The sequence below is a fragment of the Morganella sp. EGD-HP17 genome (assembly GCF_000512315.2).
GTDB lineage: Bacteria > Pseudomonadota > Gammaproteobacteria > Enterobacterales > Enterobacteriaceae > Morganella > Morganella morganii.
The window spans coordinates 311,375-337,449 of sequence record NZ_AZRH01000002.1; the positions used below are offsets into that span (position 1 = coordinate 311,375).

Annotated in this window: 26 protein-coding genes and 6 tRNA genes; 25 read left to right on the top strand and 7 right to left on the bottom strand. The window is 53.2% G+C overall.

Going from position 1 to position 26,075, the window contains the following annotated elements:
- Nucleotides 1-66: 66 nt before the first annotated feature.
- The 10 genes from nagB to X965_RS03915 all read left to right on the top strand — a co-directional run bounded on the left by nagB (nucleotide 67) and on the right by X965_RS03915 (nucleotide 4,164).
- The gene (nagB, locus tag X965_RS03875; protein ID WP_004235620.1) at nucleotides 67-876 is read left to right on the top strand and encodes a glucosamine-6-phosphate deaminase; all 810 of its coding nucleotides are present in this window, start codon (nucleotides 67-69) and stop codon (nucleotides 874-876) included.
- An 83-nt stretch (nucleotides 877-959) separates the two neighbouring features.
- Nucleotides 960-2,123, top strand: coding sequence for an N-acetylglucosamine-6-phosphate deacetylase (gene nagA, locus X965_RS03880; protein ID WP_036417116.1), 1,164 nt, complete (start codon nucleotides 960-962; stop codon nucleotides 2,121-2,123).
- A gap of 13 nt (nucleotides 2,124-2,136) precedes the next feature.
- Entirely contained in the window at nucleotides 2,137-3,372 is a 1,236-nt protein-coding gene (locus X965_RS03885; RefSeq protein WP_004235618.1) for an ROK family protein, read from the top strand.
- 15 nt (nucleotides 3,373-3,387) lie between these two features.
- Complete coding sequence (locus X965_RS18880; RefSeq protein WP_004235617.1) at nucleotides 3,388-3,585, top strand: hypothetical protein; 198 nt, start codon at nucleotides 3,388-3,390, stop codon at nucleotides 3,583-3,585.
- Nucleotides 3,563-3,639 (top strand) — tRNA-Met (locus tag X965_RS03890). Before X965_RS18880 ends, X965_RS03890 begins: the two co-directional genes overlap by 23 nt.
- Before the next feature lie 8 nt (nucleotides 3,640-3,647).
- Nucleotides 3,648-3,732, top strand: a tRNA-Leu gene (locus X965_RS03895).
- 39 nt (nucleotides 3,733-3,771) lie between these two features.
- Nucleotides 3,772-3,846 (top strand) — tRNA-Gln (locus tag X965_RS03900).
- 48 nt (nucleotides 3,847-3,894) lie between these two features.
- A tRNA-Gln gene (locus X965_RS03905) sits at nucleotides 3,895-3,969 on the top strand.
- Nucleotides 3,970-4,007: 38 nt separating this feature from the next.
- A tRNA-Met gene (locus X965_RS03910) sits at nucleotides 4,008-4,084 on the top strand.
- A 5-nt stretch (nucleotides 4,085-4,089) separates the two neighbouring features.
- Nucleotides 4,090-4,164, top strand: a tRNA-Gln gene (locus X965_RS03915).
- Between the two features lie 217 nt (nucleotides 4,165-4,381).
- Here X965_RS03915 and ubiF read toward each other — a convergent pair.
- A complete protein-coding gene (gene ubiF, locus X965_RS03920; protein WP_036417119.1) occupies nucleotides 4,382-5,563 on the bottom strand; it encodes a 3-demethoxyubiquinol 3-hydroxylase in 1,182 nt (393 codons plus the stop codon).
- Between the two features lie 204 nt (nucleotides 5,564-5,767).
- Between ubiF and miaB the strand changes: the two genes are divergently transcribed.
- From miaB to lnt, 5 genes are all read left to right on the top strand, one after another.
- A complete protein-coding gene (gene miaB / locus X965_RS03925) occupies nucleotides 5,768-7,207 on the top strand; it encodes a tRNA (N6-isopentenyl adenosine(37)-C2)-methylthiotransferase MiaB (RefSeq protein ID WP_036417121.1) in 1,440 nt (479 codons plus the stop codon).
- Between the two features lie 52 nt (nucleotides 7,208-7,259).
- Nucleotides 7,260-8,342 carry a PhoH family protein gene (locus X965_RS03930; RefSeq protein ID WP_004241591.1) on the top strand — a complete coding sequence of 361 codons (1,083 nt, stop codon included), beginning with the start codon at nucleotides 7,260-7,262 and terminating at the stop codon, nucleotides 8,340-8,342.
- A complete protein-coding gene (ybeY, locus tag X965_RS03935) occupies nucleotides 8,335-8,802 on the top strand; it encodes an rRNA maturation RNase YbeY (protein ID WP_004235613.1) in 468 nt (155 codons plus the stop codon). Before X965_RS03930 ends, ybeY begins: the two co-directional genes overlap by 8 nt.
- 70 nt (nucleotides 8,803-8,872) lie before the next feature.
- The gene (corC, locus tag X965_RS03940; RefSeq protein ID WP_004235612.1) at nucleotides 8,873-9,763 is read left to right on the top strand and encodes a CNNM family magnesium/cobalt transport protein CorC; all 891 of its coding nucleotides are present in this window, start codon (nucleotides 8,873-8,875) and stop codon (nucleotides 9,761-9,763) included.
- The gene (gene lnt / locus X965_RS03945; RefSeq protein ID WP_036417123.1) at nucleotides 9,760-11,313 is read left to right on the top strand and encodes an apolipoprotein N-acyltransferase; all 1,554 of its coding nucleotides are present in this window, start codon (nucleotides 9,760-9,762) and stop codon (nucleotides 11,311-11,313) included. Before corC ends, lnt begins: the two co-directional genes overlap by 4 nt.
- A 71-nt stretch (nucleotides 11,314-11,384) precedes the next feature.
- Here the strand turns inward: lnt and X965_RS03950 are convergent, their stop codons facing one another.
- The 4 genes from X965_RS03950 to X965_RS03965 are packed head-to-tail and all read right to left on the bottom strand — an operon-like array spanning nucleotide 11,385 to nucleotide 15,069.
- Nucleotides 11,385-11,882, bottom strand: a complete 498-nt coding sequence (locus X965_RS03950; protein WP_004235610.1) for a protein disulfide oxidoreductase — start codon at nucleotides 11,880-11,882, stop codon at nucleotides 11,385-11,387.
- The gene (locus X965_RS03955) at nucleotides 11,882-12,610 is read right to left on the bottom strand and encodes a DsbA family protein (protein WP_004235609.1); all 729 of its coding nucleotides are present in this window, start codon (nucleotides 12,608-12,610) and stop codon (nucleotides 11,882-11,884) included. Before X965_RS03955 ends, X965_RS03950 begins: the two co-directional genes overlap by 1 nt.
- On the bottom strand, nucleotides 12,607-14,643 hold the full coding sequence (locus X965_RS03960) for a protein-disulfide reductase DsbD (protein WP_036417164.1): 2,037 nt from the start codon (nucleotides 14,641-14,643) through the stop codon (nucleotides 12,607-12,609). The genes X965_RS03955 and X965_RS03960 overlap by 4 nt, the downstream gene beginning before the upstream one ends.
- Before the next feature lie 57 nt (nucleotides 14,644-14,700).
- Nucleotides 14,701-15,069, bottom strand: coding sequence for a hypothetical protein (locus X965_RS03965; protein WP_036417125.1), 369 nt, complete (start codon nucleotides 15,067-15,069; stop codon nucleotides 14,701-14,703).
- Between the two features lie 424 nt (nucleotides 15,070-15,493).
- On the opposite strand from X965_RS03965, the gene X965_RS03970 reads away from it, so the two are divergent.
- The 8 genes from X965_RS03970 to nadD all read left to right on the top strand — a co-directional run bounded on the left by X965_RS03970 (nucleotide 15,494) and on the right by nadD (nucleotide 23,776).
- On the top strand, nucleotides 15,494-16,396 hold the full coding sequence (locus X965_RS03970) for a glutamate/aspartate ABC transporter substrate-binding protein (RefSeq protein ID WP_032099113.1): 903 nt from the start codon (nucleotides 15,494-15,496) through the stop codon (nucleotides 16,394-16,396).
- A 198-nt stretch (nucleotides 16,397-16,594) separates the two neighbouring features.
- On the top strand, nucleotides 16,595-17,332 hold the full coding sequence (locus X965_RS03975) for an amino acid ABC transporter permease (RefSeq protein ID WP_004235603.1): 738 nt from the start codon (nucleotides 16,595-16,597) through the stop codon (nucleotides 17,330-17,332).
- Entirely contained in the window at nucleotides 17,332-18,009 is a 678-nt protein-coding gene (gene gltK, locus X965_RS03980) for a glutamate/aspartate ABC transporter permease GltK (RefSeq protein WP_004235602.1), read from the top strand. The genes X965_RS03975 and gltK overlap by 1 nt, the downstream gene beginning before the upstream one ends.
- Nucleotides 18,006-18,731: an amino acid ABC transporter ATP-binding protein gene (locus tag X965_RS03985; protein WP_004240836.1), complete on the top strand. Its 726-nt coding sequence runs from the start codon at nucleotides 18,006-18,008 to the stop codon at nucleotides 18,729-18,731. Before gltK ends, X965_RS03985 begins: the two co-directional genes overlap by 4 nt.
- Nucleotides 18,732-18,947: 216 nt before the next feature.
- The gene (gene leuS, locus X965_RS03990; RefSeq protein ID WP_036417127.1) at nucleotides 18,948-21,530 is read left to right on the top strand and encodes a leucine--tRNA ligase; all 2,583 of its coding nucleotides are present in this window, start codon (nucleotides 18,948-18,950) and stop codon (nucleotides 21,528-21,530) included.
- Between the two features lie 14 nt (nucleotides 21,531-21,544).
- Nucleotides 21,545-22,099, top strand: coding sequence for an LPS assembly lipoprotein LptE (lptE, locus tag X965_RS03995; protein ID WP_015422538.1), 555 nt, complete (start codon nucleotides 21,545-21,547; stop codon nucleotides 22,097-22,099).
- The gene (gene holA, locus X965_RS04000; RefSeq protein WP_004235598.1) at nucleotides 22,096-23,139 is read left to right on the top strand and encodes a DNA polymerase III subunit delta; all 1,044 of its coding nucleotides are present in this window, start codon (nucleotides 22,096-22,098) and stop codon (nucleotides 23,137-23,139) included. Before lptE ends, holA begins: the two co-directional genes overlap by 4 nt.
- Nucleotides 23,120-23,776, top strand: a complete 657-nt coding sequence (gene nadD, locus X965_RS04005) for a nicotinate-nucleotide adenylyltransferase (RefSeq protein WP_004235597.1) — start codon at nucleotides 23,120-23,122, stop codon at nucleotides 23,774-23,776. The genes holA and nadD overlap by 20 nt, the downstream gene beginning before the upstream one ends.
- Nucleotide 23,777: 1 nt before the next feature.
- Here nadD and X965_RS04010 read toward each other — a convergent pair whose 3' ends face one another.
- A complete protein-coding gene (locus tag X965_RS04010; protein ID WP_036417128.1) occupies nucleotides 23,778-24,497 on the bottom strand; it encodes an SDR family oxidoreductase in 720 nt (239 codons plus the stop codon).
- 103 nt (nucleotides 24,498-24,600) lie between these two features.
- Here X965_RS04010 and X965_RS04015 point away from each other — a divergent pair, with 103 nt between their 5' ends.
- Nucleotides 24,601-24,960 (top strand): helix-turn-helix domain-containing protein, encoded by a 360-nt coding sequence (locus tag X965_RS04015; protein WP_004240845.1) that lies wholly within the window; start codon nucleotides 24,601-24,603, stop codon nucleotides 24,958-24,960.
- Here the strand turns inward: X965_RS04015 and X965_RS04020 are convergent.
- Nucleotides 24,930-25,457, bottom strand: coding sequence for a YbgA family protein (locus X965_RS04020; RefSeq protein WP_036417166.1), 528 nt, complete (start codon nucleotides 25,455-25,457; stop codon nucleotides 24,930-24,932). The genes X965_RS04015 and X965_RS04020 overlap by 31 nt on opposite strands.
- Before the next feature lie 290 nt (nucleotides 25,458-25,747).
- Between X965_RS04020 and rsfS the strand changes: the two genes are divergently transcribed.
- Complete coding sequence (rsfS, locus tag X965_RS04025) at nucleotides 25,748-26,074, top strand: ribosome silencing factor (protein ID WP_004240847.1); 327 nt, start codon at nucleotides 25,748-25,750, stop codon at nucleotides 26,072-26,074.
- Nucleotide 26,075: the final 1 nt, after the last annotated feature.

Sequence of the window (26,075 nt, forward strand, 5' to 3'; positions counted from 1 at the left end):
CTTCCTGAGACAGCACAGCAGATACCGGGCCGATAACCCGGTATAACTTAACGAGGTAGAATCGATATGCGTTTAATCCCTCTTGCGAAAGCGCAGGATGTCGGTCAGTGGTCCGCACAGTACATCGCTGACAAAATCAATGCGTTCCGCCCGACGGCTGAGCGACCGTTTGTTCTGGGACTGCCGACCGGCGGCACCCCGCTGGCCACCTACAAGGCGCTGATCGCCCTGCATCAGGCCGGAAAAGTCAGTTTCCGTCATGTGGTGACTTTTAATATGGATGAGTATATCGGCCTGCCGGAATCCCATCCGCAGAGCTATCACTCATTTATGCATGAGAATTTCTTTAATCACATTGATATCCCGGCAGAAAACATCAACCTGCTCAATGGTAATGCCCCGGATACCGATGCGGAATGTGAACGCTACGAAGCGAAGATGAAAGCTTACGGCGGCGTGCAGCTGTTTATGGGCGGCGTCGGTAATGACGGTCACATTGCCTTTAACGAACCGGGCTCATCACTGACTTCACGCACCCGTGTCAAAACGCTGACACCGGAAACCCGTATCGCCAACTCCCGTTTCTTTGATAATGACATCAATAAAGTGCCGAAATATGCGCTCACTGTAGGTGTCGGCACACTGATGGATGCCAAAGAACTGCTGATCCTCGCCACCGGCCATAACAAGGCGATGGCGGTACAGCAGGCGGTTGAAGGCTCGGTGAATCATATGTGGACGATTACCTGTGTGCAGATCCACCCGAAAGCCATTGTGGTGTGTGATGAACCGGCCACACTTGAGCTGAAAGTGAAAACCCTGAAGTATTTCTGTCACCTTGAATCTGACATTATCGAACAATTTGCTGCTGAATAACCGCTGCTGACCGCCCTTTATCCGGGCGGTTTTTGTTGTGTTGTCTTATCTTTAAATAAGTATTCTCTCCCCCAGGAGGCGTTATGTACGCATTAACCAATGCCATTATTTATACCGGTCACGATCGTCTGGAAAACCACGCGGTCATTATTGACGGCGAATTAATCCACAGCGTGTGTCCGGTCAGTGAGTTACCGGACGGAATTGACACCCGGGATCTGGGCGGTGCCATTCTCTCCCCGGGATTTATTGATTTGCAGGTCAACGGCTGCGGCGGCGTACAGTTTAATGACAATGAGGACGATATCACTGTCCGCACCCTGGATATTATGCAGAAAGCCAACGAACGCACCGGCTGCACCAGCTTCCTGCCGACACTGATCACCAGCCCTGATTCGCTGATGAAACTGAGTGTCAGCACCATGCGTGATTATCTGAAAAATCATAAAAATCAGGCACTTGGACTGCATCTGGAAGGGCCTTACATCAACCCGGTGAAGAAAGGTACGCACAATCCGGACTATATCCGTAAGCCGGATGCCGCGATGATTGATTTCCTGTGTGACAACGCAGATGTGATAACCAAACTCACCCTGGCACCGGAAATGGTGGAACCCGCTGTTATCCGCAAACTGACGGATGCCGGAATTGTGGTCTCCTCCGGGCACTCCAATGCGGGTTATGAAGAGTCCCGTGCCGGGTTTGAAAACGGTATCACCCTCTCCACACACCTGTTTAATGCCATGCCGTACATTTCCGGCCGCCAGCCGGGACTGATTGGCGCGATTTATGATACCTCAGAAATATATGCCGGAATTATTGCTGACGGCCTGCATGTTTCCTGGCCGAACATCCGCAACAGTAAAGCTCTCAAGCGTGACAAGCTGATCCTGGTCACCGATGCCACTGCCCCGGCGGGGCTTGATCCGAAAACCAGCGGGCTGGATCATTTTATCTTTGCCGGCAAAACGATATATTATCGTAATGGTTTATGTGTGGACGAAAACGGCACACTGAGTGGTTCCTCACTCACCATGATCCGCGCAGTGGCAAACTGTGTTCAGCATGTCGGTATTCCGCTGGATGAAACCCTGCGCATGGCCACACTCTATCCGGCACGGGCAATTGGTGTTCAGGACAGACTGGGAAGTATTAAATCCGGCAGTATTGCCAACCTGACCGCCTTCACCGCTGATTTTTCTGTCTGTATGACAATCGTTAACGGGAATGTGGTCCATACATCATGAGTAAAAGACGCCGATGGGTAACGGAATTCCGCAGATAGGTAATATTGATTTAGTCAAACAGCTGAACGGGGCGGTGGTTTACCGCCTGATAGACCGTTCCGGCCCGATTTCACGCATTCAGATTGCCGAACAAAGTCAGCTGGCACCCGCCAGCGTGACCAAAATTACCCGTCAGCTTCTTGAGCGCGGCCTGATAAAAGAGGTGGATCAGCAGGCATCCACCGGCGGACGCCGCGCTATCTCCATTATTTCCGAGCACCGCGCCTTCCAGACTATCGGCGTGCGTCTCGGCCGCCATGATGCCACGATCGCACTGTTTGATCTCAGCGGACGGGCGCTCGAAGAAGAGACCTGTCCCCTGGAAGCCACTTCTCAGGCAGATGCGGAAGCTAAACTCATTGCGCTGATCGACAACTTCAGACAGACGCACCAGCGCCGCATCCGCGAGCTTATCGCTATTGCGGTGATACTGCCCGGACTGGTCGATCCGGATCGCGGTATTGTGCGCTATATGCCTCACATTACTGTCAGTGACTGGCCGCTGACTGAAAATCTTCATCACCATTTTAAACTGCCGTGCTATGCCGGCCATGATATCCGCAGCCTCGCGCTGGCCGAACACTATTTCGGCGCCACGCGCGATTGCGCGGATTCCCTGCTGGTGCGTATTCACCGGGGGGCCGGGGCGGGGATCATTATCAACAATCAGATCCTGCTGAACCGGCGTGGTAATCTCGGCGAAATCGGCCATATTCAGATAGATCCGCTCGGCGAACGCTGCCACTGCGGAAACTTCGGCTGTCTGGAAACAGTCGCGTCGGATGCCGCCATTGAAACCCGGGTAAAACACCAGCTGGCTCAGGGATTTGAGAGTGAACTGACGCCGGATAACTGCTCCATCCGCGCCATCTGCCGTGCCGCTAACCGGGGGGATGCTCTCGCGGCAGAAGTGATAAAACAGGTCGGTAATTCCCTCGGAAAAGCCATTGCCATCACAATAAACCTGTTTAACCCGCAAAAAGTGGTGATTGCCGGTGAGATAACCGCCGCTGAAAATGTGCTGCTCCCTGCTCTGCAAAGCTGCATAAATACGCAGTCGCTGAAAAATTTCCGCGAGGATCTGCCGGTGGTGATTTCACAGCTGCCGCCGAACTCCGCTATCGGGGCATTTGCCCTGATAAAACGGGCGATGCTGTACGGTGAACTGCTGCTGCATGTTCTGGAAAATAAACCGGATACGGCGGAATAATCCGCCACCGGATAAATGCGTCAACTCCGTGATTTTATCCTGTTTTTTGTACTGTTTATCTTCAAAGTGATTATTATGCAGGCAAACAAACGGATTTCATCAAAATATCTGCAAAAAGCAGTTGACGCTTTTGGCTGTAATCCGCATAATGCGCCCCGCAACGCCGATGAAGGTCACGCAAAAAAAAGATGGCTACGTAGCTCAGTTGGTTAGAGCACAACACTCATAATGTTGGGGTCACAGGTTCGAATCCCGTCGTAGCCACCATCTTTTTTGCGGGAGTGGCGAAATTGGTAGACGCACCAGATTTAGGTTCTGGCGCCGCAAGGTGTGCGAGTTCAAGTCTCGCCTCCCGCACCATTTCTCGTGACATTCGTTGTTGCCCATTGTATTTCCGGATGGGGTATCGCCAAGCGGTAAGGCACCAGGTTTTGATCCTGGCATTCCCAGGTTCGAATCCTGGTACCCCAGCCATCTTCCACTGAGTGGAAAAATGAAGTATGATAGGCGTCGTTTTTCAGGTGGGGTATCGCCAAGCGGTAAGGCACCAGGTTTTGATCCTGGCATGCCCTGGTTCGAATCCAGGTACCCCAGCCATATTTCTGGGAAACGGTTTTGTCAAAGCAGTAAAAGATGGCTACGTAGCTCAGCTGGTTAGAGCACAACACTCATAATGTTGGGGTCACAGGTTCGATTCCCGTCGTAGCCACCATCTTTTGGGGTATCGCCAAGCGGTAAGGCACTGGATTCTGATTCCAGCATTCCCAGGTTCGAATCCTGGTACCCCAGCCAAATTCTGAAAGCCCGTCTCTGACGGGCTTTTTGCTTTTCTGAGTCCGGATAAAAACCTTATTCTGTTATTTCGTGTTTCTGCTGCCAGCGGGTAAAAACGAAAAGACGCTGTAAACACATCCCTGTCCGCTCGATTCGCGCCATCCATGGCGCTTTACGCTTTTCGTTTCTTTTACCCGCTGTCCGCTGTTACCTGACCGGCCGGAAAACCAACGGGTTATACTCCCAGCGCATATTTCAGCGCCAGTTTTTTCAGCGGTGTTGCACGTTGTGCCACCGTCAGTGCCAGGTTACGCAACGGCTGTAATCCCGGCAGGGTATTACTGAAAGTGAGATAAAACGCATCCATCCCGGCCTGCATCAGCAGGTTATCCGGACGGCGGCGGCGCTCATAACGTCTGAGAACAGATTCGCTGCCCCAGTCCTCACAGCACTCCCGCGCCGCAATCAGGGTATTCAGCAGAGTATCCGCATCACGGTAACCGAGGTTTACTCCCTGCCCAGCCAGCGGATTGATGGTATGCGCCGCGTCACCGATCAGCGCCAGACCGTCCTGTACATAACGGGCGGCATGATGTCGCACCAGCGGGAAAGAGCCGCAGGCCAGCGGCGTGACATCTCCGAGACGCTCAGGGAATGATGCGCGGATTTCCGCCTGCAGTTGCGGCAGCGGCAGTTTACTGAGCTGGCGGATCCGCGCCGGTGAGTCATACCAGACCAGCGAGGCATAAGAGTCAAACAGCGGCAGAAACGCACGCGGGCCGGACGGGAAAAACTGCTGCCAGGTGATATCCTGCTGCTCACGCCCGGTATCAACGGTGATCAGCATACAGGACTGACGATACTGCCAGCCGCGGCTGCCGATACCGGCCAGCGTTCTGACCTGTGATTTCGCGCCGTCCGCGCCGATAACCAGCCGGGTATTAATTACGTCGCCGTTATCAAATGCAAGCAACCATTCACCGGATTGCTTTGTCATACTCTGCAACCGCGCCGGGCACAGACAGGTGATCAGCTCATGTGTGGTGATCATCTCCCACAATGCCCGCTGCAGCACCGGGTTTTCCACCATATACCCCAGCTCAGGTAACCCGAGGCTCTCTGCGGTAAAGGTCACTTCCGACCCCGGTTCCTCATACGTTTCCAGGGTGCGGTACGGCACACAACGCATGGCACGGACACGCTCCCATACCCCGAGACTCTCCAGTAACTCAGCAGACGCGCGGCTGATAGCGGAAATCCGCACGTCAGGGCGGCTCTGAGCATCGAACGGTGCCGGTGCCTGTAACTCAGCCACAGTGACACGAAAACCGGCCTGAGCCAGTCCCAGGGCTGTGGCGGCACCAATCATTCCCCCGCCGATAACGGTGACTTCAGAATGTGTTAACGGGTTATCCATGACATACCTATTCTAATACGTTGATTTTTTGTTCAATTGCCGTAAATTCACCGGGAAAGGTGAAGATCCGTGCTGCCGGGTCTGGTCACTGGTGTGTCAAATGACTACAATATCGACCATTGGTTACATCAAAACCTGATTGAATACACACAATGCTTTTCAGTGTTGCGGGTATTGTTTCACTGAAAACAGCGGATTGAGAAAATGTCGACGAGTAAAAAACTGTACATAAAAACCTGGGGCTGTCAGATGAATGAGTACGATTCATCCAAAATGGCTGACCTGCTGGAAAGCACCCACGGCTATACTTTAACAGACAATGCCGATGAAGCCGATATTCTCCTGCTTAATACCTGTTCTATCCGTGAGAAAGCGCAGGAAAAAGTGTTCCACCAGCTCGGCCGCTGGAAAAACCTCAAGGATGTGAATCCGGACATTATTATCGGTGTCGGAGGCTGTGTGGCCTCCCAGGAAGGAGATTTTATCCGCCGCCGCGCCCCGGCTGTGGACATTGTCTTCGGCCCGCAGACACTGCACCGCCTGCCGGAGATGATCAACAAACTCAGAGGCGACCGCAGCCCGATTGTGGACATCAGCTTCCCGGAAATCGAAAAATTTGACCGCCTGCCGGAACCGCGCGCCGAAGGCCCGTCCGCCTTTGTTTCTATCATGGAAGGCTGTAATAAATACTGCACCTTCTGCGTGGTGCCTTACACCCGTGGTGAAGAAGTCAGCCGTCCGTGTGATGATGTGCTGTTTGAAATCGCACAGTTAGCCGCTCAGGGCGTGCGTGAAGTGAACCTGCTGGGTCAGAACGTGAATGCTTACCGTGGCCCGGCGTTTGACGGCAGTATCTGCAGTTTTGCCGAACTGATCCGTCTGGTGGCCGCCATTGACGGTATCGACCGCATCCGCTTTACCACCAGCCATCCGATTGAATTCACGGATGATATTATCGCTGTGTATGAAGATACCCCGGAACTGGTCAGCTTCCTGCATCTGCCGGTACAGAGCGGCTCAGACCGTATTCTGACCCAGATGAAACGCGCCCATACCGCGCTGGAATACAAATCCATCATCCGCAAACTGCGCAAAGCACGTCCGGATATCCTGATAAGCTCTGACTTTATCGTCGGCTTCCCTGGAGAAACTAATGACGACTTCGAAAAAACCATGCAGCTTATTGCAGACGTGAATTTCGATATGAGCTTCAGTTTCATCTACTCCCCGCGTCCGGGTACCCCGGCGGCTGATCTGCCGGATGACGTGACCGAAGAAGAGAAAAAACAGCGTCTGTACCTGTTACAGCTGCGGATTAACCAGCAGGCGATGAGCTACAGCCGCCAGATGCTCGGCACCACACAGCGTATCCTGGTGGAAGGCCCGTCCCGTAAAGACGTCATGGAATTATCCGGACGCACCGAAAACAACCGCGTGGTGAACTTTGAAGGCACCCCGGACATGATCGGCAAATTTGTGGATGTTGAGATTACCGATGTTTACACCAACTCACTGCGCGGCCGCGTGATCCGGACAGAAGATCAGATGAACCTGCGTGTTCACGAAACCCCGGAATCCGTGATTGCCCGCACCCGTAAAGAAGACGAACTGGGTGTCGGCATCTATCAGCCATCCGTACACTAACTAACGATCACGCGCAGAATGACCTGCGCGTGAGAATACACAGAGAGATTCAGTGACAGAGACCTATATATCACCTTCACAGGTAGCAACACAGGAAATTTTCCTCGAACCCGCCGAAAATCAGCGTCTGCAAAGCCTCTGCGGTCCCTTCGATGATAACATCAAACTGCTTGAGCGCCGTCTCGGCACCGAAATCAGCCGCCGCGACAACCGCTTCCGGCTGACCGGCAAACCGCACTGCGTCAAAGCCGCTGCGGCTATCCTGCGCCAGCTCTATGTGGAAACCGCCCCGGTGCGCGGTGTGATCCGCGATATCGACCCGGAGCAGGTTCACCTGGCCGTGGCAGAGAGCCGTGTACTGGAACAGAGTGATGAACATGTGCCGGACTACGGCAAATCCGTCAATATCAAAACCAAACGCGGTGTGGTTAAACCGCGCACGCCAAACCAGGCGCAGTATATCGCCCATATTCTCGACCACGATATCACCTTCGGTATCGGCCCTGCCGGGACCGGGAAAACCTATCTGGCGGTTGCTGCAGCTGTGGATGCCCTGGAGCGTCAGGAAATCCGCCGCATCCTGCTGACGCGCCCTGCCGTTGAGGCCGGTGAGAAACTCGGCTTCCTGCCCGGCGATCTCAGTCAGAAAGTCGATCCGTATCTGCGCCCGCTGTACGACGCGCTGTTTGAAATGCTCGGCTTTGAGAAAGTGGAAAAGCTGATTGAGCGCAACGTGATTGAAGTCGCGCCGCTGGCCTATATGCGCGGCCGGACCCTGAACGATGCCTTTATTATTCTCGATGAAAGCCAGAACACCACCATCGAACAGATGAAAATGTTCCTGACCCGTATCGGCTTTAACTCCAAAGCGGTTATCACCGGGGATATCACCCAGATTGACCTGCCGAACGGCAATAAATCCGGTCTGCGCCACGCCATTGAAGTGTTGGCGGATGTACCGGAACTGAGCTTTAACTTCTTTCACAGTGAAGACGTGGTGCGTCATCCTATCGTGGCAAAAGTGGTTATTGCCTATGAAGCGTGGGAAGCCGCAGAACAGAAACGCAAACAGATGCTGAAACAGCAGCGTGATGCCGAACGCGCGCAGGCGCAGCAGGAACAATCTCATGAGTAATCCGGTTCTTGATTTACAAATCGCCTGTGAAAACACAGACAACCTGCCCTCTGAAGCTCAGTTTCAGCGCTGGATTGACGGCGTGCTGCCGATGTTTCAGGAAGAGAGTGAAGTTACCATCCGCCTGGTGGATGAAGCGGAAAGCCACGAGCTGAACCTGACTTACCGCGGCATGGATAAACCGACCAACGTGCTCTCCTTCCCGTTTGAAGTGCCGCCGGAAATTGAACTGCCGCTGCTGGGGGATTTGATTATCTGCCGTCAGGTGGTGGAGCGCGAAGCCGCCGAACAGGAAAAAACCGAAGAAGAACACTGGGCGCATATGGTCATCCACGGCTGCCTGCATCTGCTGGGTTATGACCACATCGAAGACGATGAAGCAGAAGAGATGGAAGGCCTGGAAACGGAAATCTTAAAAAAATTAGGCTATTCTGATCCGTATATCACAGAAAAAGCGTAGTCAGCGATGCCGTTTTTATGCTACATAATACGGCATCTTTCATTAAATCGGGGAATGTAAAAAAACCGCCATGAGCGACGACCATCCATCGGGTAGTGATACACCGAACCAGAAAAAGGGTTTCTTTTCTCTGCTGCGCCAGCAACTGTTCCACGGCGAGCCCAAAAGCCGTGAAGACCTCGTTGAGGTCATCCGTGATTCCGAACAAAATGCACTGATCGATCCTGACACCCGCGACATGCTCGAAGGGGTAATGGATATTTCTGATCAGCGTGTCCGCGATATCATGATCCCGCGTTCACAAATTGTGACTCTCAAGCGCAATCAGACACTCGACGAGTGCCTGGATGTCATTATTGATTCTGCCCACTCCCGCTTTCCGGTGATCAGTGAAGACAAAGATCACATTGAAGGCCTGCTGATGGCAAAAGATTTGCTGCCGTTTATGCGCAGTGATTCCGAAGAGTTCAGTATTGATAAAGTGCTGCGCCAGGCGGTTGTTGTGCCGGAAAGTAAGCGTGTTGACCGTCTGCTTAAGGAGTTCCGCTCCCAGCGCTATCATATGGCGATTGTGATCGATGAATTCGGCGGAGTCTCCGGACTTGTCACTATCGAGGATATTCTGGAGTTAATTGTCGGCGAAATTGAGGATGAATATGATGATGAGGATGACGTGGATATCCGCCAGCTCAGTCTGCACTCCTATTCTGTCCGCGCCCTCACCCAGATAGAAGATTTTAACGACGCATTCGGCACCCGCTTCAGTGATGAAGAGGTCGATACCGTCGGCGGGCTGGTGATGCAGGCCTTCGGCCATCTGCCGACCCGTGGTGAAACCATTGAGATTGACAACTACCAGTTCAAAGTTGCGATGGCAGACAGTCGTAAAATTATCCAGTTACATGTTAAGATTCCGGACGATGCTCCAATCCCGTCTTTAGATGAAGATAATCTGACATGATAAAATCACCTCATGGTTTACGCCAGTGGCCGCGTCTGCTGCTGGCACTGATTTTCGGGGCCGGCGGAACGCTGGCCTTTTCGCCTTTTGATCTCTGGTATTTCTCACTGCCCGCACTGGCCGCCCTGCTGCTGCTGACTCTCAACCGGACAGGTAAACAGGCCTGTGCTATCGGTTTCGCCTGGGGGCTGGGTTTATTCGGCAGCGGCGTAAACTGGGTGTATGTCAGTATCGCGGATTTCGGTGGTATGCCGGAAATTGCCAACCTGTTCCTTGTTGTCCTGCTGGCTGCCTATCTGGCGCTCTATCCGATGCTGTTTGCCGGCCTGCTGGCCAAATGCTTCCCGCACGCCACAGTCTGGCGTCTGGTGATTGCCGCCCCGGCACTCTGGCAGCTCACTGAATTTTTACGCGGCTGGGTGCTGACCGGCTTCCCGTGGCTGGAATTCGGCTATACCCAGATTGACGGCCCGATGCGTGCACTGGCGCCAATCCTGGGTGTGAATGCCATCACCTTCCTGCTGATAGTGATAAGCGGGCTGATTGCTCTTTCACTCTCACAGCGCCGTATCCGTCCGCTGATCCCGGCGCTGGTACTGCTGTTCGCGCCGTGGCTCGCCCGCAACTACCAGTGGTATCAGATGAACAACGACCCGACTCAGGTCGCGCTGGTTCAGGGAAATATCGCCCAGTCCCTGAAATGGGAACAGGGTATGCTGGATAAAACGCTGGGTATCTATCTCAAAGAGAGCCGCCCGTACTTCCGGCCTGATACCCTGATTATCTGGCCGGAATCCGCTATTCCGGATTTTGCCGCCAGTCAGTCTGCGTTTCTGGATCAGCTCAACGGCCTGCTGACACTCAGCGGCGCACAGCTGATCACCGGTGTGGTGGATGCAGTTCCGAAAGCGGACGGCAAAGAATATGATGTTTACAACACCCTGATTGTGCTGGGTAATAAGAGTGAATACGACAGCCGGGATAAAAACCGCTATTACAAACATCACTTAGTGCCGTTCGGGGAGTTTGTGCCGCTGGAAGATTTACTGCGTCCGCTGGCGCCGTTCTTTAATCTGCCGATGTCTGCTTTCAGCCGCGGGGGTTACATCCAGCCGCCGCTGACCGCCGGAAAAATGACACTCACCGCCGAGATTTGCTATGAAGTGATCCTCGGGGAGCAGGTGCGCCGCAATATGACCGATAAAACCGGCGTGCTGCTGACTGCCTCCAATGATGCCTGGTTCGGCCGCTCCATCGGCCCGTGGCAGCATTTCCAGATGGCACGGATGCGTGCGCTGGAGCTGGGTCGTCCGCTGCTGCGTGCCACCAATAACGGTATTACCGCTATTATTGCGCCGGACGGCTCTGTCACCGCTCAGTTGCCGCAGTTCACACAGGCCACCCTGAGTGCCACTGTAACCTCAGCGTCCGGCTTCACACCGTATTACCGTATGGGCACCTGGCCGGTCTGGGGTGCCACCGTTGTCTTCCTGGGTCTGGCACTGATAAAACGCAGAAAGAGCACAGAACGCGGTCTGCATTTTCGCTGATACGAAAAGTTTCCGCAGATAAAAAAATCCCGCCGTGATTGCTCACCGCGGGATTTTTCATTTCAGACTGATTACTTCGCCAGCCACAACCGTGCCATCATCCCCAACTGACTGGTCCAGCCGCTGGTGTAACTGACTATCTCCCCTTTGTGATAAATCACAAAAGTCGGCGTGACATTCACACCCCAGAGCTGAGAGATACGGCCATCCGGATCATTAATCACCGGAAAATAGTAACCTTTCGCTGCCATCCCTTTCGCCAGCCGGTCATCTTCACCGGAGCGGATAGCAACCGTCACCACATTGTAGCCAGACTCAGACAGTTCGCTGACTGACGGCGAGGTCAGTTTGCAGATCCCGCACCAGGATGCCCAGAAGTAGACCAACAGCGGTTTTTCCGCACTCATCTGCGCAATGGACACCGGTGTGCCATCTGTCAGTGTCAGCGAAGGCACCGTGTTTAAATCCGGTGCCTGCGGTTTGCGCCAGTAGTCCATCGCCTGTGACGCAATAAATAAAATCACCAGCAGCAGGAGAAATTCCTTTCCCCATCTGCGCAGTAACCGCATTATTTAACCTTAGCCAGCTGTTCCTTAATGATGGCATCCAGCTGTGCTTCATCCACGGCACCCGGCAGCATCACATCACCAATCAGCGTTGCAGGGGTTCCCTGAACACCTAACTGCTCTGCCAGCATCATATTCATACGCATGGTATTCATACTGTTATCAGTGACTTTCACATCACCGGCTTTGGCGGTTTTCAGTGCGCTGTTGATGTCATCCTGAGTCAGTGCGGTTTTCTTCTGCATCAGTCGGTTATGCAGCGGTGCAAATGCTTCCGGCTTGCTTTCCCATACAGAAAGTGCGGCACGGCTGGCATTCAGGGAACTTTCCCCTTTGAACGGCAGCAGTTTGAAGACAACTGCCACGTCAGGGTATTTTTTCACCATCGCTTCCAGCTGCGGATCAAAACGCTTGCAGTACGGGCAGTTGTAATCGGTGAAAGACACGATGGTCAGTTTCGGTGATTTTGAACCGATACGCGGCGTGTATTTATCATTAAACAGCGCGTCAGCATTGGCTTTAACGGCATCTTTCATCTGTGCGGTCTGTTTTTCGGTCTGTTTCTGCTGAAGCGCCATAATCGCTTCTTCCAGAATTTCCGGGTTTTTGACCAGCGTGTCACGAACCAATTCACGCACCTGCGCTTCCTGGTCAGCGGTAAAAGCGGCCGCATGAGCTGTGGCTGTAAAGATAAGCGGAGCAATCATTAAAGCCGCGAGTGTTTTTTTCATGGTTCAATTCCTTGTGACTGATTTAACAGATGTAAGAGTGTTTCTTTATCCAGCAATGGTGACAAGATTTCACCATCAGGTAAAGCGGGGCCGTAAATCTGATTAAACGGCACAGCCAGATGCCCGCGCTTTTGTAAAAACGCATTAATATCCGGTGACGGTTTGGTCCAGTCCCCGCGCAGTGCGACAACATCCGGTTCACGGAGTGCGTCCTGAACATCATCGCGTAATAATACATTGTATTTGTTTGCTTTGCAGGTCACGCACCATTCGGCGGTCACATCCACAAAAACCCGTTTCCCCTGAGAAAGCGCGGTGTTCACCGCCTCTTCCGTCAGCGGCTGCCAGTCCACCTGATCACTGACCAGGCTCTGCTGCCGGTCATCCGTCATATTGATACCGGCCCAGACACCTCCTGCCACCAGCAGTGCCACCAGTGCCGCAGATCCCCGCTTAATACCGGTACGGCGGAAAGCCAGCAGCGCAAGTACCAGCAGCACAACTCCCACCATCACGGCAGCGGTTTCCGGCCCGGTGTGCGGGATCAGCAGACTGATCAGCCACAGTGCCGTAATAAACATCATGCCACCCAGCACCAGACGCAGGCCGTTCATCCAGCGGCCCGGTTTCGGCAGCGCCCGGGCAATTCCCGGAAACGCGGCGATCAGCAGCCACGGCAGGCTCATCCCCAGCCCCAGCGCGGTAAAAATCATCCACAGCTGTGAATACGGAGCCACCAGCGCAAACGCAACGGCGGTACCGAGGAACGGCGCGGTACAGGGGGTCGCCAGCAGCGTGGCAAACATACCTTCCATAAAGTGGCCGCGCATCCCTTTGCCGCCCGCTGTCGCCAGTTTTGTGGTTGCATTACTGCTCAGGCGGATAGAAAAAACACCGAACAGATTGGCACTGAACAGTAAAGTTACCACCACCATAAAGCCGAGGAACCACGGGTTCTGGAACTGAATTCCCCAGCCGACCGCACTTTGTGTCAGACGTAACAGCGACACCAGCGCCGCGAGGATCCAGAAGGAGACCATAATACCGGAGGAGGAGACCAGGAACTGGGTGCGGATCATCCGCTGTTCGCGGTTTTCCACATACAGCACAGAGCCGAGTTTCATCGCCAGCACCGGCAGAACACACGGCATAACGTTGAGGATCAGCCCGCCCAGCAATGCAAACAGCAGCAACATAATAAAGGAGGTATCACTGCCGGATGCGGCCGCAATATCCGGTCCGCTGCCGATCACCGTGGTGAGCGCCTGCGCTGCCGGGCCGTCTGTCACAACGACCGACAGCGGTTTTCCGTTCAGATCTGACGGCATTTCCCCCCAGTCATCCGTTACTTTAACGGTGGCAGTGAGATTATCCCCGGAAATCGTAAATAACGGTGCGGCAAAAATGGTTTCTTTATCCGCATTAAAAAACAGCTGCGGATCCTGCCAGCCGCCCGGGCGGTGCAGTGCCATCGTCAGCGTCCCGCCGTTCACCCGGCTGCCGCCGATAGTAATATCACCGCCGGTCTGCGGCACCTGCTGCATGGCCATCGCATACTGACGGTCAAAATCGTCCGGCGCGGGTTCTGAGGTATCCAGTGAGACCGGATAATCGGTCAGGATACAGACATTACTGCATGTGGATAAGGTCAGTGTCCCGCTGAGCACCGGCAGCGCCTGAGCCGCCGTGACTTCCAGCGGGAACACCACACTGCCGCCGTAGCCCTGGGTGGAGAGCCCTGCGACATCAAAACGCTGAGGTGCGGGCCAGAACCACTGTGTTCCGGCAGAGGCCTCCTGCCATGTCAGTTCAGGAGCAACGCCTCCCTCTCCCGGTGACTGCCAGTAGGTTTTCCAGCCGGGTTGTAATTCAACCGCCAGCAGCAGACGCAGTTTTCCGTCTTTCCACTGATCTGATGTGACTCTGACACGGGCGTGATCATTGTGCGGCATTTCGGTCCAGCCGGTATCAGCCGCATGCACAGTGGTCAGCGTGAACAAAAACAGCACAAACGCTGTTAATACAGAACGCATAATTTTTTTCATCTCCGAATTAAGCAAAAAACCCGACAATACACAGATTGCCGGTTGCTAATCCCTCATTACACAGAAATGGAGATGCCTGCGCAGCCGCATCGGCGGGATATGCTGACGCCACGAGCGCGAACGGTAACGGACAGGAACAATCACCGCGGTCATGACGAAGAAAAGAAGTTCAAAAAAGAGAGGTTCTGCCGGGAACTGCGGCACGGTACTCAGCGACTTGGCGCTGATATCACAGGTGCCGCCGGGATTGGCGCTGCCGGTTTCGGTATCACTCAGCAGCACCGGGGTAGTGAAATCCGCAGACGGGCTCAGACTGATGCGCGGCGCACCAGACATCCGTTGTGTCAGACACAACAGGATAAAGAATAATGTGAAAAACAGCAGCAGATAACCCTGCCTGCGTTGCTTCAGCATAGCCCGCTCCCCGATAGTTACCGCCTATCTTACACAGCCTGCGATTTCAGACAACCGGATAACCATAACTTTACACATTTAACCGCAATGTGATGTTACCGCCGCACAGCAGAATTGTTACAACAGCGGATTATGACACAATAGCACTTCCCGGCCATAACAGCATCCCGCCTGACAGTAAAAACAACCATTAATAGGTTAATAATCACCCCGATATCAGCACATAAAACCAAATCAACTAAAAATATCATAATTTAATGTGAGTGTACGTTCTGTGTGTAACTTGCACATCTTTATCTGACAGAGTGAGAGGGATCTCCCGATTTAAAACAAATTAACTTCCATTAATTAACAATTATGTTCTATTTTTAACAATACAAACACAAGAGCAATACACGTCCTTATACCGTTTCCCGAAAAGGAGTTGTTTATGCGCAAGTTAGTTTTGTCTGTACTGGTCACCGGAGCCGCGCTTGCCAGTGCGGCGGTTTCTGCTGAAGAGCTGACCGGTACACTGAAAAAAATCAATGACAGCGGCGTGATTGTTGTCGGTCACCGCGAATCCTCTGTTCCTTTCTCTTATTATGATAACCAGCAAAAGGTGGTCGGCTATTCCCAGGATTACTCCAACCATATTGTTGATGCAGTGAAAAAGACCCTGAATAAGCCGGATTTACAGGTCAAACTAATTCCGGTGACCTCTCAGAACCGTATCCCGCTGTTACAGAACGGCACATTCGATTTTGAGTGCGGCTCCACCACCAACAACCTGGCCCGCCAGCAGCAGGCCGCCTTCTCCAATACTATTTTTGTGGTCGGTACCCGTCTGCTGACCGGTAAAGATTCCGGTATCAAAGACTTTGCCGATCTCGCCGGGAAAAACGTGGTGGTCACATCCGGTACCACGTCTGAAATGCTGCTCAACAAACTCAATGATGAGAAGCAGATGAAGATGCGCATTATCAGCGCCAAAGATCACGGGGATGCCTTCCGCACCCTGGAATCCGGTCGTGCTGTCGCCTTTATGATGGATGATGCCCTGCTGGCCGGTGAGCGCGCCAAAGCGAAAAAACCGGATAACTGGGTGATTGTCGGCACACCGCAGTCCGAAGAAGCTTACGGCTGTATGCTGCGCAAAGATGATCCGCAGTTCAAAGCCCTGATCGATAAAACGGTTTCTGATGCACAAACCTCCGGTGAGGCTGAGAAATCCTACACCCGCTGGTTCAAACAGCCGATTCCGCCTAAGAACCTCAACCTGAACTTTGAATTATCCGATGAAATGAAAGGGCTGTTCAAAGCGCCGAATGACAAGGCCTTTGAATAACCACCACGGCGGCTGACAGCCTGACCGGCTGCGCCGTCCGGACTGAGGATATAACTAAGACCGCCGCGCCCGCGTTCACAACTGACGCGGGCGCGGACGATAAACCACAGTCCGTTGCATGCAAACACACTGTCTGTCCGGTAACCACTGGTTATCCGTCTTATACAAGGAGTTCGTTCTTTTACCGGGAGCCGCGCTATGTCAGCTAACTGGGACTGGGGCATCTTTTTTCAGCCCGCCCCCTTCGGCAACACCACTTACCTCGGCTGGATCCTGTCCGGCCTGAAGGTCACTGTGCTGCTGTCAATCTGTGCCTGGATTATCGCCTTTCTGGTGGGATCCCTGTTCGGTATTCTCCGTACGGTACCGAATAAGTTTCTCTCCTCGCTCGGCACCATTTATGTGGAAATTTTCCGTAATGTGCCGCTGATCGTCCAGTTCTTCACCTGGTATCTGGTGATCCCGGAGTTCCTTCCGTCGTCCCTGCGCGACTGGTTTAAAATGGATCTCGACCCGAATATCCAGTTCTTTATTTCCTCCACCCTCTGTCTGGGGCTGTTTACCGCCGCCCGTATGACCGAACAGGTACGTGCCGCCATTCAGTCACTGCCGCGCGGCCAGAAAGCCGCCGGGCTGGCAATGGGGCTGACACTGCCGCAGACTTACCGCTATGTGCTGCTGCCGAATGCCTACCGCGTGATTATTCCGCCGATGACATCGGAAATGCTCAATCTGGTGAAAAACTCCGCCATCGCCTCCACTATCGGGCTGGTCGATATGGCCGCGCAGGCCGGGAAGTTACTGGATTATTCCGCCAGAGCCTATGAGTCCTTTACCGCAATCACCCTCGCCTATGTCGGCATCAACGTTATTATTATGCTGGCCATGCATTTACTGGAAAAACGGGTGCGTCTGCCCGGGACAGGAGGCCACTGATGTACGAATTTGACTGGAGTTCGGTGATGCCGGGTATGCCGTTCCTGTTACAGGGGCTGGTTATTACGGCGAAAATCACAGTTACAGCGATTGTTATCGGCATCCTGTGGGGCACGATACTGGCTATGATGCGCCTGTCATCCATAAAGATTGTAAGCTGGCTGGCTGCTCTCTATGTGAACGCCTTCCGCTCCGTTCCGCTGGTAATGGTGCTGTTATGGTTCTATCTGATTGTGCCTAACTTAGTCCAAAATGTTCTTGGCATATCACCAAAAACAGATATCCGTCTGATCTCAGCTATGGTAGCGTTTTCCCTGTTTGAAGCTGCGTATTATGCTGAAATTATCCGCGCCGGGATTCAGAGTGTGTCACGGGGACAAACATCCGCCTCACTCGCCCTCGGTATGACCAAAATGCAGACCATGCGCCTGGTGGTTCTGCCGCAGGCATTCCGCGCGATGATCCCGCTGCTGCTGACCCAGGGAATCGTCCTGTTCCAGGATACCTCGCTGGTGTATGTGCTCAGCCTGACCGATTTCTTCCGCACCGCCAGCAATATCGGCGAGCGTGACGGAACACAAATCGAAATGGTGCTGTTTGCGGGTGCGGTTTATTTTGTTATCAGCTTTGGTGCGTCAATGCTGGTTAATTATCTCAAGAGAAGGACTGTGTCATGATCTCCCTGAAAAATATCTCCAAATGGTACGGTCAGTTCCGTGTCTTAACCGACTGCTCGACCGAAGTCAAAAAAGGGGAAGTGGTTGTGGTGTGCGGCCCGTCCGGCTCCGGTAAATCCACGCTGATAAAAACCGTCAACGGCCTTGAGCCGGTGCAGCAGGGCGAGATTTTCGTCAATGATATTCAGGTGAATGACAAACGCACCAACCTGGCGAAACTGCGTTCCAAAGTCGGCATGGTCTTCCAGCACTTTGAGCTGTTCCCGCACCTCTCCATTGTGGAAAACCTGACCCTGGCACAGGTAAAAGTGCTGGGGCGCGATAAAGCGGCAGCAAAAGAAAAAGGACTGAAACTGCTGGAGCGTGTCGGGCTGTCTGCCCATGCGGATAAATTCCCGTCCCAGTTGTCCGGCGGGCAGCAGCAGCGTGTGGCTATCGCCCGCGCCCTGTGTATGGATCCTGTCGCCATGCTGTTTGATGAGCCGACATCCGCCCTCGACCCGGAAATGATCAACGAAGTACTGGATGTGATGGTTGAACTGGCACACGAAGGTATGACAATGATGGTGGTCACCCATGAAATGGGCTTTGCCCGTAAAGTGGCGGACCGCGTGATTTTTATGGATGAAGGCAAAATCGTCGAAGACAGCAGAAAAGACGATTTCTTTGCCAACCCGAAATCCGAGCGCGCCAAAGATTTTCTTGCCAAGATTCTGCACTGATGTTCTGACCGGCCGGTCACAGACCGGCCTTTCTTCTTCACTTTATCATTCCCCCGCTTTTTTCATCCCTTTACGCCCTTAACTGTTGTTCCCTCAGGGGCATATCGGCTATGCTAACGCGTCAGAAATTAACGAAACCCAATATTTTCATGCTGTCCGCCCGGTCTGGTCGTCAGTCCGTGTCCGGCAGTTCATCACCACAGGAATACCGGTGCCATGCAAGAACAATATCGTCCCGAAGACATAGAGCAACAAGTCCAGAGTCACTGGCAGGAAAAACAAACATTTAAAGTGACTGAAGATAACAGTAAAGAGAAATACTACTGCCTGTCTATGCTGCCATACCCTTCAGGACGACTACACATGGGTCACGTGCGTAACTACACCCTGGGTGATGTGATGTCACGTTACCAGCGCATGCTGGGTAAAAACGTCTTACAGCCAATCGGCTGGGATGCGTTCGGTCTGCCTGCGGAAGGTGCTGCGGTAAAAAATAACACTGCACCGGCACCGTGGACCTATGCCAATATCGAATACATGAAACAGCAGCTGAAAAAGCTGGGTTTCGCCTACGACTGGGATCGCGAAGTCACCACCTGTACGCCGGAATATTACCGCTGGGAACAGTGGTTCTTCACCAAGCTGTATGAAAAAGGTCTGGCGTATAAGAAGACTTCCGCCGTGAACTGGTGTCCGCATGACCTGACGGTGCTTGCCAACGAGCAGGTTATCGACGGCTGCTGCTGGCGTTGTGATACCCCGGTTGAGCGCAAAGAGATCCCGCAGTGGTTTATCAAAATCACCGCTTATGCCGAAGAACTCCTCAATGATCTGGATACGCTGGAAGACTGGCCGGAGCAGGTCAAAACCATGCAGCGCAACTGGATCGGCCGTTCCGAAGGTGTGGAAATCACCTTTGATGTCGCGGACAGCACCGAAAAACTGAGTGTCTACACCACCCGTCCGGATACCTTTATGGGTGTCACTTATCTGGCGGTGGCGGCGGGTCATCCGCTGGCACAGCAGGCTGCACAGAACAATCCTGAACTGAAAACCTTTATCGATGAGTGCCGTAATACCAAAGTGGCCGAAGCTGAAATGGCCACGATGGAGAAAAAAGGCATGGCAACCGGTATGTTTGCCATTCACCCGCTGACCGGTGAAAAAGTCGCGGTCTGGGTCGCCAACTTTGTCCTGATGGAATACGGTACCGGCGCCGTTATGGCCGTTCCGGCGCACGATCAGCGCGACTGGGAATTCGCCACCAAATACGGTTTACCAATCAAGCCGGTCATCCTGGGCGAAGACGGCAATGCACCGGACATCAGTGAAGCAGCAATGACCGGCAAAAACACCCTGTTCAACTCCGGTGAGTTCGATGGTCTGGATTACACCGCCGGTTTTAACGCAATTGCGGACAAACTGGTGGCACTCGGCGTCGGCGAGCGCAAAGTCAACTACCGCCTGCGTGACTGGGGAGTTTCCCGTCAGCGTTACTGGGGCGCACCAATCCCGATGGCAACCCTGGAAGACGGCACCGTGGTTCCGGTTCCGGAAGATCAGTTACCGGTTATTCTGCCGGAAGATGTGGTCATGGACGGCATCACCAGCCCGATTAAAGCCGATCCGGAGTGGGCAAAAACCACCATCAACGGTCAGCCTGCACTGCGTGAAACCGATACTTTCGATACCTTTATGGAATCCTCCTGGTATTACGCCCGTTACTGCTGCCCGGACTATGACAAAGGCATGCTGGATCCGGCTGCGGCTAACTACTGGCTGCCGGTCGATCAGTATATCGGCGGTATCGAACACGCGATTATGCACCTGATGTATTTCCGCTTCTTCCACAAACTGATGCGTGATGCCGGTCTGGTGAACTCAAATGAACCGGCGAAAAACCTGCTGTGTCAGGGCATGGTACTGGCTGATTCCTTCTATTACACCGACACTGACGGCCACCGCGTATGGGTGTCTCCGGAAGATGCCATTCTTGAGCGTGATGATAAAAACCGTATCATCAAGGCAACAGATAAAGAAGGCCGCGAGCTGGTTCACACCGGCATGAGCAAAATGTCAAAATCGAAGAACAACGGCGTTGATCCGCAGATTATGGTGGAAAAATACGGCGCGGATACCGTTCGTCTGTTTATGATGTTTGCGGCACCACCGGAACTGACCCTGGAGTGGCAGGAATCCGGCGTGGAAGGCGCGAACCGCTTTATCCGCCGTGTATGGCGTCTGGTGTATGAGCATGTTCAGAAAGGCAAAACCGCGCCGCTGGATATCAGCAGCCTGACACCGGAACAGAAAGATCTGCGCCGCTCACTGCACAAAACCATTGCCAAAGTCAGCGATGACGCCGGCCGCCGTAAGCAGTTCAACACCGCCATCGCGGCGATTATGGAACTGCTCAATGAACTGCAGCGCGCACCTCAGGAAACAGAGCAGGATCGCGCACTGATGCAGGAAGCGCTGGATGCGGTTATCCGTATGCTGTCGCCGATTATCCCGCACGCCGGTTTCACCCTGTGGAAAGCGCTGGGTCATGAAACGGATGTGGATGATGCACAGTGGCCGGTCGCCAGCGAAGAAGCGATGATTGACGATACCAAACTGATTGTTATCCAGATCAACGGTAAAGTCCGCGGCCGTATCACCGTTGCCGCCGATGCGGAGCAGGATGCGGTCATAGCGCTGGCCTCGCAGGAAGCTAATGTGGCGAAATACCTCGAAGGTGTGAGTGTTCGCAAAGTCATTTATGTGCCGGGTAAATTACTGAACCTGGTCGTGGGTTAATTTAAGGAGATATCGTGCGACATCGCATTATCACGCTGTTGCTCGGGCTTGCGGTGCTGGTCACCGCAGGCTGCGGCTTCCATCTGCGCGGCACCACGCAAATCCCGCCTGAACTGCAGAAACTGCAAATCAGCACCGGTGATCCGTATGGCGAACAAACCCGTGCTATCCGCCAGCAACTGCTGCTGAATAACGTTCAGATTATTGAAGGTGGTGATGCCACCATCCCGGTTCTGAAGATCACCAGTTCTTCCGAAGGTTCGGAAGAGACAGTATCGATTTTCCAGGACGGTAAAGCCGCTGAGAAAGAGCTGGTTTATTACCTGAATGCCCAGGTCATTATGCCGAACGGGTCGGTTTATCCGATCAATGTCCGCGTTGACCGTTCATTCTTCGATAACCCGCTGGAAGCACTCGCAAAAGATGCGGAAAAAGATATGATCCGCCAGGAAATGCGTGAGCAGGCAGCCGCCCGTCTGGTTCGTAAACTGCTGATTATCCAGCCGTCCGAACAACAGAAACAGGCTGAAAATGCTGAAGCGGCTGAGATTGTCGCACCGAAGGCATGATAAAAGTTTCACCTGAGCAACTCATCACGCAGCTCCGTTCGGGGCTGCGTGAACGTTACCTCCTCTGGGGGAACGAACCGTTACTGCTCCAGGAATCCCGGGATGCTATCCGCCATGCGGCGCAGGAACAGGGATTTGACGAGCACTTCACCTTTTCTCTTGAACAACATACTGACTGGGATGCGATTTTTTCTGTCTGCCGGTCACTCAGTCTGTTTGCCGGACGGCAGACACTCACCCTGTATCTGCCGGAAAACGGCCCCAATGCCGCAATGGGCGAACAGCTTCTCCGGCTGGCCGGGCAGTTACATCCGGATCTGCTGCTGATACTGCGCGGCCATAAACTGACCAAAGCCCAGGAAAACAGCGCCTGGTTTAAAGCGCTGGCACAGGATGGCGTCTATATCGCCTGCATGACCCCGGAACTGAACCGACTGCCGCAGTGGGTCACCGCGCGGGCAGCACTGTTACAACTGCAACCGGATGAACAGGCTGTCCGCCTGCTCTGCTATTGCTACGAAGGCAATCTGCTGGCGCTGTCACAGGCTCTCTCCCGGCTGGCGCTGATCTATCCCGACGGCAAACTCACACTGCCCCGTGTGGAAGCAGCAGTGAATGATGCGGCACACTTTACCCCGTATCACTGGGTGGATGCCCTGCTGGCCGGAAAAAGCAAACGTGCCTGTCATATCCTGACTCAGCTGCTGGCGGAAGATAACGAGCCGGTGATACTGCTGCGCACCGTCCAGCGGGAAGTGATGCAGTTACTGACATTACAGCGCGAAAGCCGAAACCAGCCGCTGCGCACACTGTTTGACAAGCACCGTATCTGGCAGAACCGCCGCGGTATGATAACCGAAGCCCTGGATCGCCTTGATGCGCATACCCTGCAGGTGGCGATATCCCTGATCACCCGTATTGAAATCCGCCTCAAGCAGGATTACGGACAATCCGTAAGTGATGACTTACTGACACTGACACTGCTCCTGAGCGGTAAAGCACAGACAGGACAGATCCTCTATGACGAACAACGCGGATAACCGGATTCTGGCGCTGTACGGCGGCACATTTGACCCGATCCACCAGGCGCATATCAATACCGTGAAAGCCATGGCATCGGAAGCCGGTCTGGAACAGGTGATTTTACTGCCGAACAATGTCCCGCCGCACCGTCCGCAGCCGAAAGCGGATGCAAAACAGCGGCTGATGATGGCGCAACTGGCCGTCAGCGGAGACCCGCTGTTTCTGGTAGACGACCGCGAACTGCGCCGCGATGCCCTCTCCTATACGGTGGAAACACTGCGTCAGTACCGGGCTGAGATTGGTTCACGGCGGCCGCTGGCTTTTATCATCGGTCAGGATTCTCTGCTCACGATTGATACCTGGCATGAATGGGACAAAATCCTGACCCTGTGCCATATCCTGGTCTGCAAACGGCCGGGGTATTCACTCGATTTTCCGTCCGAACAGCTGGCTGACTGGTTTGTGCAGCATCTGGTCACCACGCCGGAAAGCCTGCACAAACGGCCGTGCGGTTATATTTTCCTGGCTGATACCCCTCTGTTTCCGATTTCCGCCACCAATATCCGCGAACGGCTGAAAAACGGCGAGGACTGCAGCGATCAGCTGGCCCCCGCCGTTCAGGACTACATTCTGGCACAGGGACTGTACCGCTGACTCACCCAGCCTGCCGGGTTTTGGCAATTACAATCTCACGGATGCACACATCCTGCGGTTGCTGATAAGCAAACTGAATACAATCCGCGATTTTTTCCGGATCCAGACCTGACTGAATCTCTTTTTTCCAGGTCTGGTAATTCTGCTTAATTTCCTCATTGGTGGTATGACTTAATAACGGCGTTTCCACCACACCTGGCGCAATGGTAATTAAACGGACATTTGACGGTGCCACTTCTTCACGGATATTTTCCGTTATCGCATGAACGGCAAATTTGGTTCCGCAATAGACGGAATGGCTCGGGAATGTTTTTCGTCCGGCAATTGAACTGATATTAATAATGGTTCCTTCCTGACGTGAAACCATATCGCGCAATACAATATTAATCCCGGTCAGAACACCATTAATATTCACATCCACCATTTGCTGCCACTCTGCATAATCCTGATCATACGGATTATCCAGCAGCATAACACCCGCACAGTTAATTAATAAATCTGTTTTGCCATACAGGCTTTCTGCTTCCGCTATGGCGGCTTTCATTGCCGCAAGATCCGTCACATCCACGCTGCGGCACAGGCTGTCCGGCAGATGAAACCCTTCGGTAATCTGACTGCGGCGGGCCAGTAATAAGACCGGATGTCCGGCCTGACTCATCCGTTTTGCCACAGATTCACCGATACCGGAACTGGCGCCGGTAATAACCACTAATTTTTTCATTGCATTTATCCTGAGAAGATAAATAAAGTTGCATGATTTTATGCCTTGCTTTACATATATCAAGAAGGCAGATTTATTTCACAAAGTAACCTGCAGGTAACTAATGGACGATAAAATAAAGAAAATTGTAGTGGTCAGTGAAATAGAAGTTACGCTGTCTGTTATCGGAGGGAAATATAAACCGTTAATATTAAATTTATTATCTGAAAAAACCGTTCAGCGTTTCGGGGAAATACGGGCTTATATTGTCAATATTTCACAAAAAACATTAACCAATCAATTACGCGAGATGGAAGCGGACGGCCTGCTGACCCGGACGGTCTTTGCCGAAGTGCCGCCCCGCGTGGAATATACTATTACAGACAAAGGCCGTTCCCTGATCCCGATTCTGCTGCTGATGTGTGACTGGGGTTATGAGAATATGGGCGACCGCTACACACTGCTGCGCCCGGAGTGTGACTGAGCCGCTGTTACCGGCTGCAGTATTGCCTGATCACACAGATAATCTGTCTGATAGTGGCGGGCAGTGGTGAGCAACAGATGTTTCACCGCCTCCGCAGAGCCGGTGCCGGTTCGGTAAGTTTCAATCGCCGCACTCATCTGCTGCTTTTCTGCCGGGCTCAGTAAACGTTTGAAATAGCCCTGCATATGCATCAGTGCATTGGTCATATTGGCGCGGGTCGCAGGCTGTGAAAATGCGGTAAGCAGCGCCTGCTGCCAGACCGCCGCCGTTTCCGCCAGTTCCGCCGGGGAAAGTTTTCCTGCCTGTGACAACAGCCGTCCGCTGCTTTTATATAACTGTGGTGAATATGCCATCAGCGCATATTTGTAACAACTGTGCAGACGGATCAGCCCGCCCGCACTGAGCGGCGGATTCAGTGCCTGAATCAGTTCCTGCCGCGCCCTCTGCCGCCACAGTGCATCCTCATCGCTACTTTCCGGTTGTCGCTGATATGTCATATTTTCCGCCTTTTTATCTGTTACGGAGTGACTATAGTACAAATCGCACTGTTTCTGTTTTCCCTGTCCGCACATTTCCTGATATTTCTTTAATCTTTACTGCTTTGTATTCCCCCTGTTCGCTGTTATTCTTGCGGTGCCGGCGGCAACGCAGGGTGAGCCTCGCAAAATTGCCCTCTGTAACGTAAAATAGCGATTATCCCCCGGCACACAGCAACCCCGCGCCGGAACTGCCACGGCGGTACGACTGACGGGGATGTGTTCTGTTATCTATTTATCCGGAATATAAGGTGAACCTTTTGCAAGGCACAGAATTACTTGAGTTTATTATTGATAAACTCGAAGACTCCAAAGCACAGGACATTATTACTATTGATGTACGCGGTAAATCCAGCATTACCGACCACATGATTATCTGTACCGGCACATCCAGCCGCCATCTGGCGTCTGTGGCCGATAACCTTGTCACTGACTGCCGTCAGGCCGGTATGATGCCGCTCGGCGTGGAAGGTCAGGGCATTTCCGACTGGATTGTTGTCGATCTCGGTGAAGCTATCGTGCATGTGATGCAGGATGAAAGCCGCCGTATGTATGAATTAGAGAAACTCTGGAGCTGAG

Excerpts from the sequence above, each read along its gene's own strand:
- nagB (WP_004235620.1), top strand. The coding sequence starts at position 67 with ATGCGTTTAATCCCTCTTGCGAAAGCGCAGGATGTCGGTCAGTGGTCC.
- nagA (WP_036417116.1), top strand. The coding sequence starts at position 960 with ATGTACGCATTAACCAATGCCATTATTTATACCGGTCACGATCGTCTG.
- X965_RS03885 (WP_004235618.1), top strand. The coding sequence starts at position 2,137 with ATGGGTAACGGAATTCCGCAGATAGGTAATATTGATTTAGTCAAACAG.
- X965_RS18880 (WP_004235617.1), top strand. The coding sequence starts at position 3,388 with ATGCGTCAACTCCGTGATTTTATCCTGTTTTTTGTACTGTTTATCTTC.
- ubiF (WP_036417119.1), bottom strand. The coding sequence starts at position 5,563 with ATGGATAACCCGTTAACACATTCTGAAGTCACCGTTATCGGCGGGGGA.
- miaB (WP_036417121.1), top strand. The coding sequence starts at position 5,768 with ATGTCGACGAGTAAAAAACTGTACATAAAAACCTGGGGCTGTCAGATG.
- ybeY (WP_004235613.1), top strand. The coding sequence starts at position 8,335 with ATGAGTAATCCGGTTCTTGATTTACAAATCGCCTGTGAAAACACAGAC.
- corC (WP_004235612.1), top strand. The coding sequence starts at position 8,873 with ATGAGCGACGACCATCCATCGGGTAGTGATACACCGAACCAGAAAAAG.
- lnt (WP_036417123.1), top strand. The coding sequence starts at position 9,760 with ATGATAAAATCACCTCATGGTTTACGCCAGTGGCCGCGTCTGCTGCTG.
- X965_RS03950 (WP_004235610.1), bottom strand. The coding sequence starts at position 11,882 with ATGCGGTTACTGCGCAGATGGGGAAAGGAATTTCTCCTGCTGCTGGTG.
- X965_RS03955 (WP_004235609.1), bottom strand. The coding sequence starts at position 12,610 with ATGAAAAAAACACTCGCGGCTTTAATGATTGCTCCGCTTATCTTTACA.
- X965_RS03960 (WP_036417164.1), bottom strand. The coding sequence starts at position 14,643 with ATGCGTTCTGTATTAACAGCGTTTGTGCTGTTTTTGTTCACGCTGACC.
- X965_RS03965 (WP_036417125.1), bottom strand. The coding sequence starts at position 15,069 with ATGCTGAAGCAACGCAGGCAGGGTTATCTGCTGCTGTTTTTCACATTA.
- X965_RS03975 (WP_004235603.1), top strand. The coding sequence starts at position 16,595 with ATGTCAGCTAACTGGGACTGGGGCATCTTTTTTCAGCCCGCCCCCTTC.
- gltK (WP_004235602.1), top strand. The coding sequence starts at position 17,332 with ATGTACGAATTTGACTGGAGTTCGGTGATGCCGGGTATGCCGTTCCTG.
- X965_RS03985 (WP_004240836.1), top strand. The coding sequence starts at position 18,006 with ATGATCTCCCTGAAAAATATCTCCAAATGGTACGGTCAGTTCCGTGTC.
- leuS (WP_036417127.1), top strand. The coding sequence starts at position 18,948 with ATGCAAGAACAATATCGTCCCGAAGACATAGAGCAACAAGTCCAGAGT.
- holA (WP_004235598.1), top strand. The coding sequence starts at position 22,096 with ATGATAAAAGTTTCACCTGAGCAACTCATCACGCAGCTCCGTTCGGGG.
- nadD (WP_004235597.1), top strand. The coding sequence starts at position 23,120 with ATGACGAACAACGCGGATAACCGGATTCTGGCGCTGTACGGCGGCACA.
- X965_RS04010 (WP_036417128.1), bottom strand. The coding sequence starts at position 24,497 with ATGAAAAAATTAGTGGTTATTACCGGCGCCAGTTCCGGTATCGGTGAA.
- X965_RS04015 (WP_004240845.1), top strand. The coding sequence starts at position 24,601 with ATGGACGATAAAATAAAGAAAATTGTAGTGGTCAGTGAAATAGAAGTT.
- X965_RS04020 (WP_036417166.1), bottom strand. The coding sequence starts at position 25,457 with ATGACATATCAGCGACAACCGGAAAGTAGCGATGAGGATGCACTGTGG.